Source organism: Endozoicomonas sp. Mp262, assembly GCF_025643335.1.
Taxonomy (GTDB): domain Bacteria; phylum Pseudomonadota; class Gammaproteobacteria; order Pseudomonadales; family Endozoicomonadaceae; genus Endonucleibacter.
On sequence record NZ_CP092489.1, the window covers coordinates 4742275 to 4756918 of the forward strand.

Below are 14644 nucleotides of genomic sequence, written 5' to 3' on the forward strand. Positions count from 1 at the left end.
TCAGCGCCCGGCGCTGACCGGGCAGTGGGTTTATGCCCAGCTCGGTGGTTCTGAGGGAAACGAGGGCTGCTCACCCTGTTGAGGCTGTACTGCTGGTTGCTGCTGCACTGTATTGACCGGTGCCTGATTGACAACAACACCCATCAGTTGTCCATACTGCTTGTGCTCCGGCGTCACTGCCGCCTTGATGACATTTTTCTCACCGCCCTGTTGATCCGGCTCAACGGCAACCCGGGCAACAAACTCCAGACCATCCAGTTCAGCAAAGGTCTGGATCTGGCGGGCTTTCTGTGCCTGCGGAGAACGGTCATCGCTGCGGATACCCCTGGCTGACTGCAAAATACCCCGCACCAGTGTCCGTCCCATGTTGGCCCAGTTCGGTCCTTTGGGGCTGTGCAGGCCGATCAATGTCCAGACCTTGCGCCGGGCATAGGGGCCATCCAACACCACAAACTCACTGTTGAGGTAAACGGCACCGGTCACGTCATTGCAGGTGGCATAGCCATCGTTCCAGCCCATGGTCGGTTCGTTATAGCCGCCGGGACGGATGGACAGCCGCACTTTCAACAGTGTCCCCGCCGGGATCACATCAAACAGGGTCTGGTCTTCGGCATCATTAAAGTCATTCCATGCACTCATGCTTTGGCTTCCTTGACTTGGTTGGGTTGAAAGTGGATGGGCTGGCGCTGGCCAGTCCGAATTTTGTCAAACAGCTGGCCCAGATGAGCAGGTTCCATCACGTCGAGGCGACCACTGCGGTCTTTGGCCGGGTAACCATAAGGATTCAGGGTCTGGCAGACAAAGGTACGACAAGGGTTTCCTTCCGGGTCAGGGACATTCGCCAGCGTCACCACCTGATCAACAATTCCCGGTAACTCCAGCCCGGTTTTACTGCCTTCAATCTGGGGCTGGTAGAGCTTGCGATTAAAGTCATCCACCCGTTCTTCCAGAATGGCGACAAATACCACATTCTTGTCCCGGGTATGTTGCAGATGGGTCAGTGCCGCAATCATCTCCTGACCATGCAGACCGTAGGTGCCACGGATATCCGGCTTACCGGTTTTCTCCGAAAAGGACTGGGGTTGGCCTTTACACCACTCAAAACAGAGCCTGCCCAGTACCGTAATGGAGTCGATAAAATAGGTCTGGTAGGAAGCCAGCGTCTTTGGGTCACCGTACTGCTCACACACCGCCTGATAATGGGCCTGGGAAAACGACTGGTCATCCCGCAAGGATGGGTTGGGTCCCCCCAGAAAGACGGCAAAGTTACGGAACTCCTGCCAGGTGCGAGGCCGCAGGGTATTGCCGGGCCAGTCCTGCACCGCCAGATCACCGGCTTCCAGATCCATAAACAACGTTGTCTCGGGATCAAGGGTTAACAGCAACGTGGTTTTACCGACACCGGAAGGCCCCAGCAGCAACAGCTTGATCCCCTTTTTTTCCTTCAGTCGTTGATCTGCACTGATAATAGGCAGCCTCATCCCTGGCTCTCCTCTGCATCTGAGAGTTTGTAGACAGGCTTACCGGTTTTCAGGGTTCTCGCTGGCTCAAAGGCTTTACGGATGGACTCCGGCCAAGCGGTATACTTCCGCTCGGCTACTTTGTAAGTGACATCCAGGTACTCCGTAGGATCGCCACCCTGAGCTGCGATCTTTTCTGCGATGGCCTTGAGCTGCTTTTGATCCCAGCTCACCCGCTTGGGCAGGTCTGCCGATACTTTCACACCGGCATCCTGTAAATGCACAACACCGTTTTCCTTACCGCTTTCTGTGCGCAGTTTCACCACATCGTCGCTGTACTTGTAATCAATCGCCCCTTCAATAAACGTCATCAGGCTTTTGATCCGATCCAGCTCCGCTCTGACTTTCCTGGATAAAGCCATCAGATCCGCAGCGGGTTTGGCAGCCAATTCACTAACGGACTGCGCTGTGATTGCCATCAATTCAGTTTTCATGGCTGACCTCCTTCATTCACGACTGGGGTATCAACCGCTTCATACAATCGGCTTTGTTCAAATTCGAGTACATCCGACAGGCGGTAAATAACGCGGGCTCCAATGCGAAGGAATCGTGGGCCAGTACCCTCCTGCCTCATGCGAGCCAAGGATTTGATGCTGATATTGAGGCGACGAGCCAATTGAATGGAGTCCAGATGAACGACCTGATTTTCTTCTGTAGGAGAAACTGTAGGCCGCTTTGTTTTCGACCTACAGTAAGCCAGATAATCTGGCTGCTGGTTTTCATATCCGTCTTGCATAGTGCCCTCCTCAGGCGTTGTGTGTATGCAAGAGTTATGATGAGGGAGCTACTGTAGGACAACTGTAGGAGCTGTAGGAGAAACTGTAGGAGAAGCAAAAATCTGAAAATTAAATGAAAAAAAACCGGCTCAATGGCCGGTGATCGTAAGATTCACGAGAACTAAACAACGATACCGGCCTTACGGGCAGCTTCAACCTGCACAAAGAACTTCAGCCAACAGTAACCGGACGCACCTGGTTCATAACCAATAAACGCTTTCCACCGAGTATCTTTATGAAAAAACTGGCTGAGATTATTAGATTTGACATTTTCCAGCAGCAATTGCGTCAGTATTTTCGGTGAACGGTGATACTTACCCGCATTATAAAGCCGGGAGATCAACAAACATCGCTCTGGTGCTCCCTTCAGAATCCATGGTTCATGCCCATAGACCTGTAAAATCCCCCGATCTTCATCCCACAGAATCCCTTCTCTTTCCAGTCGCGCCTGCTCCGGATTGATAAAGGAAAGGAAACGATTGCTATCTACGGCGATCTCACGGTCAAGCATTAACTCATTGACTTCAACCAACTGACACCCTGCTGGCAACGCCAACCGTTTGTAGCGCAACGTCTCTGTTGACATCACCAGACAAGATGCAAACCCCTGGTCTTCAATAAAATCAGCAATCACATCAAACTCAGCATTAAGGCAGCGTACCAACAGCACCTGAACTCCCTGCCTCTCACCCAATGACCAAATGCGTGTATCCAGTAATGCTTTTGGCGGCTCCAGCTGTAGCTGGTGACTCAACCACTCAGGAAACCACTCCATCCGGTATTGGTACATTCTCAAGTCATCTTCAGAGACAACATGACGACCTTCGCAGTAATAAGCCCACTCGCCCTTTTCCCGGTAGACCTGCCGATAACCATCATCCTCGTCGTCAAATGGGTAGTCCACCATAATTAATCGGTCATCGGCCGGGCCTTTGGGTATAAACGCTGAGCTACTGATCAACTCCTGCCAATCATCTTCATTGTAAAGTTGCAATTCACTGATTCGCTTGCAGACCAAACCGGCGTCAAAGCACCTGCGCAAATAATCGAAGGCCCGCCGTTTAATCATTATTATTTTCCTGCAATATATTCAGACCAACCAACAGGTCATGGTTGATATAGTGCTCTCTTACTGACAGATCCCTCAAGCTGCAGCCATTGGGATGCTGGAGCCGGACGCAAATAGTTTCTTTTGGATGTTCATCCGTTTCTTCACAATGAAAAACCACGGTGGCAGTACACATCGTAAATTTTTGAACATCACTCAGGTCCCCAAGCCCCGCATCAAATAGCGTATCATAAGCATCAAACTGTCTTGATCTTGGTTTGGGTTTATAGGTCATAACCCCTTCATTCGGCGCAACCTTAATACCCAGCTCTTTCACCACCGCTGATCGAATGCCATAGCGAAGACCAAACTGATGGGTAAAATCCGGGCGTTGCCGAAAAAAATCCATATTGACCTGGCGTTGCTCGATACACTTGAGATCTTCTTTCCGCCCAAGCACTTGTCGACAGAATAGTTTTTTCAATTCGCCACGAATTTTTTTCTGGTTGGCATACACTTCAAGCACACCTGTAGCGGGTTCATAAGTGATGGCATATTCACGGGCGGGATGAATAACCGATAACTCAATATCGCTGCCATCGGGATTAAGCACTTCAACATAAGTACTTAAACCTTCCCGGTAAATCATGAATTGCAGTACTGTCACCAAATTATCATCGCTGTCAGCCCGCTCCCGGGAGATGCGCTTAACCACCAGTTGGTTTTTATTGAAGACCTTCCTCAAAGCTGCCTCAAATAAGGAAAGGTCGACATCAAGTGTCAGTGGTACAGGAGCTGGCAGATAATACCCTTCTCACATACGTTGTCGTCCACGGTTATGCTCAACATAGCGGATCTCTTCAGCTTTACGGAACGACTTTTCGTTGCTGGCCAGTAAACAAACCGCATTGTCATGGGGGTTACCTGAGTAATCCAAAGACAGGTCTTGCAACACCTGCTGGCCTATGGGATCAGCTAATAGGTCAATGCGTGCTGCCACCCGAATCAATGCTGCCTGTTCGCCCTTACTCAGGCCATGCACCCGACTCATCAACTCTTTGGGAGATACGAGTCGGGTCGTTCCCGGGGAAATGGCGTTTATATCAATGCCACACAGCTCAAATAATGTGTCTGACTCTTCGTCAATGCAGTGCAGTACACGATTCACTGTTTTCATAGGGGGGTTCCCCGTTGTCAAAGTTGATCCATAACTTCAAACGAACAAATACTGTATATTTATACAAGTATAAGGTCAACAAAAGACGATCAGTGTCAGACACCAACAGGCGGGCTAACCAAGGGGCATAGCGTGTCAAATTGCCCTTTTACAAAAGAGAGCATGATCCCCAACAATAGAAAACAGATGAGTCATGACTGGGTGATAAACATGGAAGAACTCTTCTCAGAAAAAGAAAACAGCCCCTTGCCTGAGCAGGAAGTGATCACTCTTCTTTCTCAAGCCATCCTGCGCCACCTTAGAAAAAGAGACGCTCTCACCTTCTCCCAAAATAAAGAACCTGATCGACTGGATAACTGCGCCACCTCATGCCTGTATGAACACAACGCTGAGAAAAAGGTAGAGGTGGATAATGAGTGAACCAACGATTGCAGCACGCCTGGTGGCGTTGCAAAACATGAACACCGAAGAACTCCGGGCCTTATGGAAGAAACTGAATGATAAACCTGCTCCCCACCTGGATCTTCGAATTCTACGACAACGGCTGGGCATGCGGATTCAGGAGCTGGCGCTGGGTGGCGTAACGGATAACACCAAAGAGCGGCTGAAACAGGCCAGTAAGCATAGTGAGCACAAGGCGGTACGGACTAACAGCCGGTTAGTGAAGCCACCATTGGGGACCGTGTTAACCAAGGAGTACAACGGTGAAACCCATCGGGTGATTGTTACGCCCCAGGGCTTTGAGTATCAGGGTGATACCTATAAAAGCCTGAGTCGCATTGCCAGCTTAATCACTGGTACCAACTGGTCAGGCCCTTTGTTTTTTGGCCTGAAAGGAGGCAGTAATGGCAAGGAAAAATGCTAAAAACACGGTAATTAAAAAACGGTGTGCGATTTACACCCGCAAATCATCAGAGGAGGGATTGGAGCAGGAATTCAACTCTCTCCATGCCCAGAGAGATGCCGGAGAGGCTTATGTGCATTCTCAGAAACATGAGGGCTGGGTGGTGCTGCCAGATGACTATGATGATGGCGCATTCTCAGGAGGCAACACCGAGCGACCTGCACTGCAAAGACTTCTGAGAGATATCAAGGCCAGGCTGGTTGATATTGTGGTGGTCTATAAAGTGGATCGACTCAGTCGCTCCCTGTCAGATTTTGCCCAGATGATTGAGTTATTTGATCAGTACAATGTTTCGCTGGTGTCGGTGACACAACAATTCAACACCACCTCCAGCATGGGCAGGCTGACACTGAACATCCTGTTGTCGTTTGCCCAGTTCGAACGGGAGGTCACCAGTGAACGCATCCGGGATAAATTTCTGCTATCGAAAAAGAAAGGGATGTGGATGGGAGGCGTTCCGCCCATTGGATATAACGTCCACCAAAGGAAGCTGGTCATCAACCAGGAAGAAGCGACCATTGTCAGAACCCTGTTTAAAACCTTTGTGAAAACCCGTTCAGTGATTGGTACCTGTGAACTGCTTAACCACAAAGGGTATAAAACCAAAGAAGTCATCCTGAAAGATGGCTCCACCCGAGGTAACGTCCCCTTCAGCAAAGGGGCTGTGCATCGTATTCTGAAGAACCGGATTTACATTGGTGAGATTGGCAACAATGGACAGTGGTATCCCGGCGAGCATGATTCCATTATCAGTACTGACCTGTGGGCCAAGGCGCAGGGAACATTTGATGTCCACGCCCGGCTGCGTTCGAAAGAATCCAGACAGCGAGTAACTCCTTCCTTCCTGCGCGGCTTGATATTTGGACCCGACGGTCATGCCCTGTCCACCAACAGTACCCGCAAAAACGGCCAACAGTTCCGCTATTACGTCAGCCAAACTGCACAGAAACAAGGGGCCTCAAAAAGCCCACTGCCACCCCTGTCTGCCTCCACAGTGGAAACCATGGTGTTGGAAGAAACCCGCAAACGACTGGCCAGTCCCGAGCTACTGTTCCAGGTCTGGCAACAGATTAATCAGGCAGAGCCGTCTATTAAAGAAAGCGATATCCGCCAGGCTATGACCGACCTTGGCAACGTCTGGAATGAATTGTTTGCACCGGAAAAGAAACGACTGACCGAACTACTCATCCAGCGTATCGAGCTGAAAGTAGACGAAGTAACCCTTTACTTCAAACCCGATGGCATCAACGCCATCACTCACGAACTACAAGGAAGCGCATAATGGCCACCATCAAAAAAGTAGGAAAGGAAACTGTGGAGTACCTGGAAAAAGAAAACCTGATCAAGGTGACCGTGCCGATCAAAATTATTCGCAGGGGGGGCAAGAGCACCATTGAAATGCCTGACGGCCCCGTACAGCAACATCATATGGATAAGCTGCAACATGCCCTGATACAGGGCCATCGCTGGATCAAGCTCCTTGAGAACGGTAGGTACAAAAGTGTTCGCCAGCTGGCAGATAAAGAGAAAGTAGATAAGGCCAGAATATCAAAGTGCATCCGCCTCACCTGTCTGGCCCCTGATATTCAGGAGGCTATCCTTTGCGAAACCGGGGAATGGGTACTGACCATCGAGGCTTGCCTGAAACCGTTCCCCATGCTGTGGACTGAGCAGCGGGAGCACTTTAAGAAATTGGCACTTATTTTTCCCAAAGAGCTTTGATTAAAGATTACTGAGTACTACTTAACTAAAAAAGTAGGAATGGCGATCTTCAGCCACAACATCAAGAAATTCCTCAAAATGCTTAACGACTGGCAGTGGCTCGTAGTTATGCCACCGCATATCTGATTTATGCCAGAATATCTTCCAGTGTTTATCTTCACTTTCAAATAGTGCTTTTGCAAATGGGATCTCAATTCTTTTGCTAGCGTCCCGGAAGTGAGGCCGAGTTTCAGAAAGTTCAACGCTCTGTTCATCTATATGAAAGCAGAAATCAACCTGATCTCTGACATGAGCAGGAGGCCTACGCTTGGCCATAAATTTATCAATAGCTCTTTCAAACCGCTTAATCTCAAACTCACTGAAAGTCATAGTACCGCCGAACATAACCTAACTTTGCTTAGAACCAAAATCCTGTGTCACCAGACAGATAATAGTTCATTTTTGGTATTGTTCCCCTACCAGAAAAACGCCAGCGAACTCGGCACACCGCCTCCAGTGAAAAACCGTACTAAAGTATTGTTTTAACAGGCAAAACCAAAGTGGAGGAGATCAACCCGCATTTCCTCCATTTTGTTAGAGAAGAGAGAAAAACACAGAAAAAACGGGGAAAAATGGTGATGGTATGGAAAGGTTTAAAACTACGGCCACCAGCCGTAAAACCCTTAAAAACAGGGGCTATAAACAAGAAAGCCCCAACGACAGGTGTCGCTGAGGCTTTAAAATAGTGGCGGTGGGGGCGATACCCCCAGCGAACTTTTTTGAGAACGGAAATCAAAAAAAGTAATGTACGTCAATCAATAACGCACACAAACTCCGCAATAGCCAATACATCTCCTTCAAACTCAGGCTCCAGAATTATCGGTTGATAGTCATGGTTAAGCGGCTTCAAAGTAATCCGGGTGTGCTGCCAGCTATCTTCTTCCATAGCAAGCTTTTCGCTGGAATACACTTTTACCGTATATTCACCGCCAGTTTCTTCATCAGCAACGCCTGCATGCCAGACCAGTAATTTACGACCCTGTCTTGAGCCCGCTGGTACCGAACGAAACAGGCAATAGCTGTCCGCAGGTATCTCCGGTTCCATTGAATGGCCTACCACCTGGGCCACAAACATACCTTTTGCTAAAGATACATCCTCAATATTAACCCAATGTTCTGCATGATCGGCCAACCCCTCTACCCCGGCCTGCTCATCACTCCAGCTACCCGCCGCAGCCTTAAGGGCGACCATAGGCACACAATTCACATAAGGTTCAAAGTTTTCATCCGAAGGCGTTACCAGTTTGAGTGCCTGTGCGGGGTTGGTGACATCGCCTGTTTTGGTCTGAGTTGCATCAGCGACTATATCAAACCAACTATCATCGGCTTCCAGCTCTTTTGCCTTTTTCCTGTTAACAACCGCTCTGGCAATACGACGCATATGCGCACGCATCACCGTTTTATCAAACAGCTCCTGATACTGAATCTCGATCACTTCATAATCCGTATTCCGTAATTCATCCCGAATCTGGCGGTCTTTCGCCGCCGTCTGAGCATTGCCATGCAAGTGTTTACTCATACCATCCAGATAGATACAAACCCCTTCGTAAATATCATTGGGTTCATGGAAGTATGCATCCGGCCTGGTCACTACGTTACCCGACAGCGGGATTGGGCGCTCTGTCTCAAACTGGGACAAACCTGCTGCATTCAGTAAGGCGACCAGTTGTTGCTCCGGTGAATTGCCTGGTTTTTTTGTTCCATCATCCGCAGGCAAAACCGAGGTTACTTCATGCTCATAGCAAATTGAGTCGCCCCAATCAAGGAAATACTCAAGGGCAGTATGCCGATTCAACTTATCGTGATAAAACGAATTTCGGAAGTGTTGTAAACAGTCAATGCACGAGGTGTCGCAAGCTGACGGGCACTCTTCCACCAGCGCATGGGCCGCTGCAATAATCTCAGGCCAGTGGTTCAGAATCTGCTCCAGCAAACCAGAGCCACCGGGCATTGGGTCATAAAGAAGTGCATCCACTTCCTCTACCCCCGGTTTGCCCAGCACCTGCACCTGCAGGTCAGAGATTTCCATATCCAGAACCTCCGCTGCCCCCTGCCGCAATGACTCCATGATGCTGTAAGCCACTTCCTGTGAATGGCAGTCTGGTATTACCAACGCATCAGCGACAACCTCCGCATAAAAACTGATGTTCTGAATCGGTCGACCACACCGCTCGGTATGGAACTCATTAAACTTCTCCAGTTCCGTGGGTGTACTCATCGCAGACCGGCTGGCACCGCAAACCAGACAGATCGGATACCCCAGCAAACCTCCGGTCTTCACCTGCCCCGAAGCCCCAACATTGACCAGCCTCAGATGCATGCCATGACGAAGTTGCACCGGAGCCTTACCCCACTCGTAATTTTTACCGCCGGAGTGTCGGCCCTGATTCTGGCCAAACACGGCGACCGGCATTTGAAAACGGTAATCTTCATCGTCAGAAATATACGAGTGGTGTGGGGCGTCCACATCACATACCGCAACGCCGAGGATGGATGTCGCTCCCATAGAACTGACCTGGGCAGCAGAACTGTTATTTGTCTGGCCGGTTTCCTGAATCGACTCCGCCGCCACATCCACAGAAAAAACCAGTGGCTCTTCAGGAATAAGATGAAAAGTTCTTGGGACAAATTTATGGCCATTGGCATAAATCAGATTACCCGGTACGTACTCACGGACAGCCAGCGCCGTATTACGGCGAATCTCCCAATCGGAAATATTGGAACCATAGCGGGGAGCCACATGGGTCAGCGTCACCGCTCCGGTATCCAGACCATAGCCGGGTAAAAAACCTTCTGCGGCCAGAACGCCGTAAGTGTTGGTTTCATCAACCCCTTCCGCCTGCTGCCGAAAGCGCTGAGCTTCACCTTTCAGTTTTTTTACCAACCGCTCACAACGGCCCCGTAAGGCTTCTTCATCGGAATCCAAAGCCCCTTTGTTTTCAGCCACATGCCGCAAACGAGCCAATTGTCCAAGAGCCCACTGCAGACGCTGAAACAGACGATTGATCACCGCCTGTAATTCATCCGCACACTGGTCAATGGTTGCCGCAAGGCAAGCAGGTGCCACCACCTCTTGATCCGCCTCAGGCCATCCCTGACTGAATGCGGCCTGAACAGCATTCAATAACGCCACCCGATGCCGTTTAATCTGCCCTGCCAGCAGTTGCACCACCATCGGTTCTTCCCGCACAAAACCCTCGACGGTAAACAGATAAGGCTTAATCTGTCCGGGCAAGCAGGTATCCAGCGCCACTTTCAGCTGTTCATGTTCTTTGGGCAGAAGGTTTTGTTCCCGCAACATTTTCAGCAACGTGGTCAGCACCGTCGCATGTACATGCTTGGCCACCATCACCGAGTTACGGAGGTTGAAACTGGGCGACTCAACCAGCCCCTCCAGCATTTTCAATGGCTCATTAAAGTAGGCCCGGTCATGGCTGGTAGCCCGTGCATAGGTCAGATCCAAAGCCATGCGGAATTGCCGGCCCGCCCGACCGGCTCTCTGCCAGTAGTTGGCCGGTAACGGAGGGACATTACGCATCAGTACCGCATCAAGGGCACCAATATTGACCCCCATTTCCAGCGTGGGAGTACAGACCAGCGTGTTTATACGTTCGCTATCCCCCTTAAAAGCGTTCTCAATACGCTCTCTTTCAGGCCCGGGAATCTGTGCTGAATGTTCCCGTGCCCGCAGCATCGCAAACTCCTGATCCAGCAGCAGCAGGTCATAGTTATCGGGATTTTCATCCTCATGCACCAACTTGCCTTTACAACGCCAGGCCATACAAGCATCAGCAGGGTTAGAGCGACTATGCAAACGACGACAGGTCTGGCAGCGATACATGCCCTGTCCCGGAACCAGCACCAGGTGATCAACATCCACCTGCATACCGCCGTGGCAACCCGGTAGATTTTTCCCCCTTGCCCCCTTCAGCTGAACCGGCACCAAAAGGTCCAGCTCTTGCGTGCAAAGGCTCCAGACATCCCTGAGAAAAGCTTCGGTATCGTCCGGCGACACGCCCCAGTTGGCAGCCGCCTGTTTGGCAACGCTGCCATGGCGACTGAACCACTGCCGGATACGACGCTCATCATGCTGACCGTCCCGCTCAAATACCAGCCCAGCAGGAACATCCCGCATCATCGGGATAAAGCCACGCTGAACTTCCAGCTCTCCTTCCAGCCAGAATTTCGACCACACTTTGGTAATTGAATCAAACACCATCCGTCGTGACCGGGCAGCGTCCAGCAGGGAGGCAATGCCATCGGCCAGTTGTTCCGCCTTGCAACCTAACCGGTTAGCCCATTTCAGAATCATGGGCAGCTCCGGGTCCAACCCCTGGTAGTGGACTTTCAAACGGCCCAACGGCTCAAGACCGACACTTTGCCGTGCCCCCAGGGTGATCTCCCGAATAATCTGAACCCTTAAAAACCACTTCCGTTCCTGCCCGTGGGCCTGGCCCGCTTTTGACTTGGGCTCAGCTCGCCAGACTTCAGGAATCAACGCCCGGGACAGTTCATCATCCGCGTCAAGATACTGATCCATCCACAAGGTCAGGTCACTGATGGAGATATTGCCTTCCCGCAGTTTTTTATAGATCAGTTCCCTCAGGCGATAGCGCCGGGAGCGATCCTGCATCCAACCAGCCTGGAATGCAGCGTCCTGGCGATTATCCGCAAACACCAGCAGACGACGACGTTCCGCCCGGTGAATCATACTTTGTGCCAGTACATGCACATCCGCCACCGCCGTGGCCCTTACTGGTCTGGCAGGTTCACGATACTTACCGCTCGAACGTCGACCATGGGCACCACAGGACACACAGCGGGATAACTGACCGATGGACTCTTCTTTCTGCTGAACAAAATAAAGAGGTTTAAACGCTTTATCCCGGCCACAACCGATGCACTCGCTTAGTTCCTGATCGTGGGCAGTACCACAGTAACGACAGACAAACAAAGTCGCCGTTCGAGCCGGTTCATCCTCATCCCGCCCCACCTGGTGATCCAGCGATAAAGCACGCACGCCGCCGTGGTTAATATCCGCTCCGCGCCATGCCCGGCCCTTTCCTTCGGCACCACCACCACCGGGTTCATTTCCTGTAAAATCAAAATCCTCCAGACCATGCTCAAAATAGTGCTGCCCGCAGGTGGTGCAGCTGGAGATGGGGAAGGTTTTAAGATCCGGTTCCTCTCTCAGGGCATCTTCTGCCGACAGACTTAGCCGGGAAGACAGGTTGTCGCTATCGGGGAACGTGACCACAGCCCCACCAATACCTCGGACAAAACCATGCACCACAGGCCGCAACAGGGGCCGGTCACCACTACGGGCAGCAGCTCCCAGCGCCAGCCAGATTAACACCTCTTCTTCGGTAATTGTTCGCCCCAGCGTATCGCTCAACGATTCCAACAATCCCTGAACCGCTTTTGGCTTGCGCAAGGCTTCGGCGATCTGATAAACCACCTCGTTATGACTAAGCCAGTGATTCAGGGTTTCCCGCCAGTTGTTGCCGGTCATATGGCTGCCGCTGGTGCTTTGAAACCACAGCCGAAACCCCTGAAGATCCGATTCATTCACATCGGGCCGATCCAACTGGCTAAGCAGTGCCAGCACATTTTGCAACTGCAGTGACTGGTTTCCGGTAAAAGGAGCGCTGATGGTACGGGGCTCCCCCCAGATATCTTGCTCATAGGCTTCGCCGACCAACTCTACCTGCTTACCATCCACCCCAAAAAAACGGCTGGCAAAATCACGACCCGCCTCCGCACCTTTTCGGGGATCGGCAATGGTGGCCGAGGTGGCAATACAGACTGTGCTTTGCTCATCCTTGCCGCAATAAGCACGCAGGCGACGAATCAGGCAGGCGGTTTCCGCACCACCGGCACCGGTAAAGGTATGAGCCTCGTCAAACACCATAAAATCAAGGCGGGCATTGTCGAACAGTTCCAGATCCTGCTGCCGGGTCAGCAGCAGTTCCAGCTGTTTGACGTTGGTGAGCAATATTCTGGGCTGCTGGCCCGGTGTGCGCATGGCTTCCCGGCTCACCCGTTCCTCTGCCGGATGCAGGGCGACGTCCACTTTCTGCCGACGCATTTCCTCCAACTTGTTGTGGTAATCGACAACGGTGCTTCCTGCTGCCAGACGCACACCATTAATATCCGACTCTTTCCGGGGCGTTTTGCCCACATACATACCAAAGCTGACCCCTGTGCCCACCAGCAGTTCCCGCATCCGCTGGAGCTGATCTTCGGCCAGGGCGTTCATGGGGTAAACAATCACCGCCGTCACGCCCGCCTCTGCGTTCTCATCCCGCAACTGCAGACAGCGGCTAATAATGGGGAACAAAAAGGCCTCCGTCTTGCCCGAGCCGGTACCCGTAGCAACCAGTGTCGTTTTGCCGTTATGAATGGCCCGAAACGCCTGCTCCTGATGTTTATAGGCCGACGGGTAAGGTGACAGCTGTTTTATATGGGGATGCAATACCCCCTCATCCACCAGCTGATCCAGCGTCGCCCCTTTCAGGAAAGTGCGGGACAACGAGATATAAGGCCCCTGCAACAAGGGCGTGCCCCGGGTCTGCTCCAGATTGAGCAGTTCACGCATTTGCTGGTACAACGCCTCGTCGGCAAAGGCGTAAGTGCTCAGCTGATAGCGGAGAAAATCACTGACCACCTCTTCGGTGTAGGTAATCGGGTTCATCATAAGAACAGTGCTCCCTGCTCATTCTTTTTGGGTTCTTGACGACTCTGGTCGTTAGTCTCTGTCCCGGTAGCGTCTGGCAACGGTACAATTTTCCGTATTAACGCCGCATGGGCTTCACATTCCTGCCAGGAGCGTTCCACATCTTCGTTCAGCTGCCAGTCGTAGAACCGGGGGCCAAGACGTTCTGCCACCGGCTGGTGTTCTTTAGCCCGGTCATCATGGCCCAGACCGTAATCGGCGAGGCGCAGAGTTTCAGGGATCAGCCAGCCTTCGCCGTTGTTTTGGGAAAGGAAAGCATCGAGGCCTTTTTCCTGTAGATCGTGGAAGGCGATTAGGGACAGGACTGTATGGCGGAGTTCAGGGTCTTTATTTTTCTCTGTACGCCAGAAACCTTTGGGATTTAACTTTGATGTGAATGCATCAGACAATCGACTTTTAGGGAAGTCACACTCTCCCAAAATATAACCGTATTCGCTCTCACCTAATCCAAGTGATGATGCGACCAAAGCATCAACTATACAACGCAACCTCAAACGCTCTGCACTTCTAATCGCCAGTTTTTCCGTTCTATTCTTGCATACAGACGATGAAAAAATATTTGATGTAGCGATGAGTGACATCCCAATAAAATTTAAGATGGCTGCATACTCTATATGTGGAAGTACCGACTCCTCTACAACAAACCAGTTCAAATGCAATCCACCACAACGCCTTCTTGCAACAAAATCATATGCAAAGGGTGAAAGTCTCATATTGACCAC

General features: G+C 51.2%; 15 protein-coding genes. 5 read left to right on the forward strand and 10 right to left on the reverse strand.

Features of this window, described 5'->3' with window-relative positions:
- Window positions 1-30: 30 nt before the first annotated feature.
- The 7 genes from MJ595_RS21075 to MJ595_RS21105 form a co-directional block, all read right to left on the reverse strand.
- A complete protein-coding gene (locus tag MJ595_RS21075; RefSeq protein ID WP_263080091.1) occupies window positions 31-639 on the reverse strand; it encodes a hypothetical protein in 609 nt (202 codons plus the stop codon).
- On the reverse strand, window positions 636-1481 hold the full coding sequence (locus MJ595_RS21080; RefSeq protein WP_263080093.1) for an ATP-binding protein: 846 nt from the start codon (window positions 1479-1481) through the stop codon (window positions 636-638). Before MJ595_RS21080 ends, MJ595_RS21075 begins: the two co-directional genes overlap by 4 nt.
- Window positions 1478-1954 carry a hypothetical protein gene (locus tag MJ595_RS21085; protein ID WP_263080094.1) on the reverse strand — a complete coding sequence of 159 codons (477 nt, stop codon included), beginning with the start codon at window positions 1952-1954 and terminating at the stop codon, window positions 1478-1480. The genes MJ595_RS21080 and MJ595_RS21085 overlap by 4 nt, the downstream gene beginning before the upstream one ends.
- Entirely contained in the window at window positions 1951-2256 is a 306-nt protein-coding gene (locus MJ595_RS21090) for a helix-turn-helix domain-containing protein (RefSeq protein ID WP_263080095.1), read from the reverse strand. Before MJ595_RS21090 ends, MJ595_RS21085 begins: the two co-directional genes overlap by 4 nt.
- Window positions 2257-2417: 161 nt before the next feature.
- Window positions 2418-3365 (reverse strand): hypothetical protein, encoded by a 948-nt coding sequence (locus MJ595_RS21095; protein ID WP_263080096.1) that lies wholly within the window; start codon window positions 3363-3365, stop codon window positions 2418-2420.
- Window positions 3358-4059 carry a hypothetical protein gene (locus MJ595_RS21100; RefSeq protein WP_263080097.1) on the reverse strand — a complete coding sequence of 234 codons (702 nt, stop codon included), beginning with the start codon at window positions 4057-4059 and terminating at the stop codon, window positions 3358-3360. Before MJ595_RS21100 ends, MJ595_RS21095 begins: the two co-directional genes overlap by 8 nt.
- 99 nt (window positions 4060-4158) lie before the next feature.
- A complete protein-coding gene (locus MJ595_RS21105) occupies window positions 4159-4521 on the reverse strand; it encodes a hypothetical protein (RefSeq protein ID WP_263080098.1) in 363 nt (120 codons plus the stop codon).
- Window positions 4522-4707: 186 nt separating this feature from the next.
- Between MJ595_RS21105 and MJ595_RS21110 the strand changes: the two genes are divergently transcribed.
- The 4 genes from MJ595_RS21110 to MJ595_RS21125 are packed head-to-tail and all read left to right on the forward strand — an operon-like array spanning window position 4708 to window position 7147.
- Window positions 4708-4941, forward strand: coding sequence for a hypothetical protein (locus MJ595_RS21110; protein WP_263080099.1), 234 nt, complete (start codon window positions 4708-4710; stop codon window positions 4939-4941).
- Entirely contained in the window at window positions 4934-5386 is a 453-nt protein-coding gene (locus tag MJ595_RS21115; RefSeq protein ID WP_263080100.1) for a DUF2924 domain-containing protein, read from the forward strand. The genes MJ595_RS21110 and MJ595_RS21115 overlap by 8 nt, the downstream gene beginning before the upstream one ends.
- Window positions 5367-6707 carry a recombinase family protein gene (locus MJ595_RS21120; protein ID WP_263080102.1) on the forward strand — a complete coding sequence of 447 codons (1341 nt, stop codon included), beginning with the start codon at window positions 5367-5369 and terminating at the stop codon, window positions 6705-6707. The genes MJ595_RS21115 and MJ595_RS21120 overlap by 20 nt, the downstream gene beginning before the upstream one ends.
- Window positions 6707-7147: a hypothetical protein gene (locus MJ595_RS21125; RefSeq protein ID WP_263080104.1), complete on the forward strand. Its 441-nt coding sequence runs from the start codon at window positions 6707-6709 to the stop codon at window positions 7145-7147. Before MJ595_RS21120 ends, MJ595_RS21125 begins: the two co-directional genes overlap by 1 nt.
- A gap of 21 nt (window positions 7148-7168) precedes the next feature.
- Here MJ595_RS21125 and MJ595_RS21130 read toward each other — a convergent pair whose 3' ends face one another.
- Window positions 7169-7531: a DUF3024 domain-containing protein gene (locus tag MJ595_RS21130; RefSeq protein ID WP_263080105.1), complete on the reverse strand. Its 363-nt coding sequence runs from the start codon at window positions 7529-7531 to the stop codon at window positions 7169-7171.
- A 155-nt stretch (window positions 7532-7686) separates the two neighbouring features.
- Between MJ595_RS21130 and MJ595_RS21135 the strand changes: the two genes are divergently transcribed.
- Window positions 7687-7872 carry a hypothetical protein gene (locus tag MJ595_RS21135; protein WP_263080107.1) on the forward strand — a complete coding sequence of 62 codons (186 nt, stop codon included), beginning with the start codon at window positions 7687-7689 and terminating at the stop codon, window positions 7870-7872.
- A 65-nt stretch (window positions 7873-7937) separates the two neighbouring features.
- On the opposite strand, the gene MJ595_RS21140 is transcribed toward MJ595_RS21135, so the two are convergent.
- A complete protein-coding gene (locus MJ595_RS21140) occupies window positions 7938-13883 on the reverse strand; it encodes a DEAD/DEAH box helicase (RefSeq protein ID WP_263080108.1) in 5946 nt (1981 codons plus the stop codon).
- The gene (locus MJ595_RS21145) at window positions 13880-14644 is read right to left on the reverse strand and encodes a hypothetical protein (protein ID WP_263080110.1); all 765 of its coding nucleotides are present in this window, start codon (window positions 14642-14644) and stop codon (window positions 13880-13882) included. The genes MJ595_RS21140 and MJ595_RS21145 overlap by 4 nt, the downstream gene beginning before the upstream one ends.

Bases quoted from the DNA above. Each gene is read 5' to 3' on its own strand.
- MJ595_RS21075 (WP_263080091.1), bottom strand. From the start codon at position 639: ATGAGTGCATGGAATGACTTTAATGATGCCGAAGACCAGACCCTGTTT.
- MJ595_RS21080 (WP_263080093.1), bottom strand. From the start codon at position 1,481: ATGAGGCTGCCTATTATCAGTGCAGATCAACGACTGAAGGAAAAAAAG.
- MJ595_RS21085 (WP_263080094.1), bottom strand. From the start codon at position 1,954: ATGAAAACTGAATTGATGGCAATCACAGCGCAGTCCGTTAGTGAATTG.
- MJ595_RS21090 (WP_263080095.1), bottom strand. From the start codon at position 2,256: ATGCAAGACGGATATGAAAACCAGCAGCCAGATTATCTGGCTTACTGT.
- MJ595_RS21095 (WP_263080096.1), bottom strand. From the start codon at position 3,365: ATGATTAAACGGCGGGCCTTCGATTATTTGCGCAGGTGCTTTGACGCC.
- MJ595_RS21105 (WP_263080098.1), bottom strand. From the start codon at position 4,521: ATGAAAACAGTGAATCGTGTACTGCACTGCATTGACGAAGAGTCAGAC.
- MJ595_RS21110 (WP_263080099.1), top strand. From the start codon at position 4,708: ATGAGTCATGACTGGGTGATAAACATGGAAGAACTCTTCTCAGAAAAA.
- MJ595_RS21115 (WP_263080100.1), top strand. From the start codon at position 4,934: ATGAGTGAACCAACGATTGCAGCACGCCTGGTGGCGTTGCAAAACATG.
- MJ595_RS21120 (WP_263080102.1), top strand. From the start codon at position 5,367: ATGGCAAGGAAAAATGCTAAAAACACGGTAATTAAAAAACGGTGTGCG.
- MJ595_RS21125 (WP_263080104.1), top strand. From the start codon at position 6,707: ATGGCCACCATCAAAAAAGTAGGAAAGGAAACTGTGGAGTACCTGGAA.
- MJ595_RS21130 (WP_263080105.1), bottom strand. From the start codon at position 7,531: ATGTTCGGCGGTACTATGACTTTCAGTGAGTTTGAGATTAAGCGGTTT.
- MJ595_RS21140 (WP_263080108.1), bottom strand. From the start codon at position 13,883: ATGATGAACCCGATTACCTACACCGAAGAGGTGGTCAGTGATTTTCTC.